The organism is Desulfocicer niacini, from assembly GCF_054657595.1.
This window is the reverse complement of sequence record NZ_BAAHYK010000196.1, coordinates 1-383: the sequence shown is the minus strand read 5'-3', so window position 1 is coordinate 383 and position 383 is coordinate 1. Positions and strand designations below refer to the sequence as shown.

Annotated in this window: 1 protein-coding gene; it reads right to left on the bottom strand. The window is 43.6% G+C overall.

Features of this window, described 5'->3' with window-relative positions; translation table 11 throughout:
* Positions 1-383 (bottom strand): IS66 family transposase (locus tag ACYQ2M_RS25355; RefSeq protein WP_459919186.1); only part of this gene is annotated, 383 nt, incomplete at both ends.

The window sequence follows — 383 nt, the reverse complement described above, 5'->3', positions numbered from 1 at the left end:
TTGTCCGTAAGGCATTTCTCCTCACGTTTTGCCACAATACGGCAAGTTTCCTGTAGTAGCCTTTTCATATTGCCAGCCCACCTATATTGATTGGAATCAACAACAAACACCAACTCCCTCAAAAGATGGGAACCGCAAAGGCCATGACCACAATGATCGTAGGATAAATATGACGCCCAGCAATCATGAATTATCACCCCGCCATAGCGGGGAATTATATTCAAATCGACAATCGCATCTTTGCCCCGCTTTCGATGAAGTAGTTTCAGCGTGGTTCCTCCGGAAGAATAGACATGAATCCAGTTATTTTTCTTATCCACCCGGAAAGATGTTTCATCTACATGAATTGATGGTGCTTGAAGAATGCTCTCAATAGCCTTTGC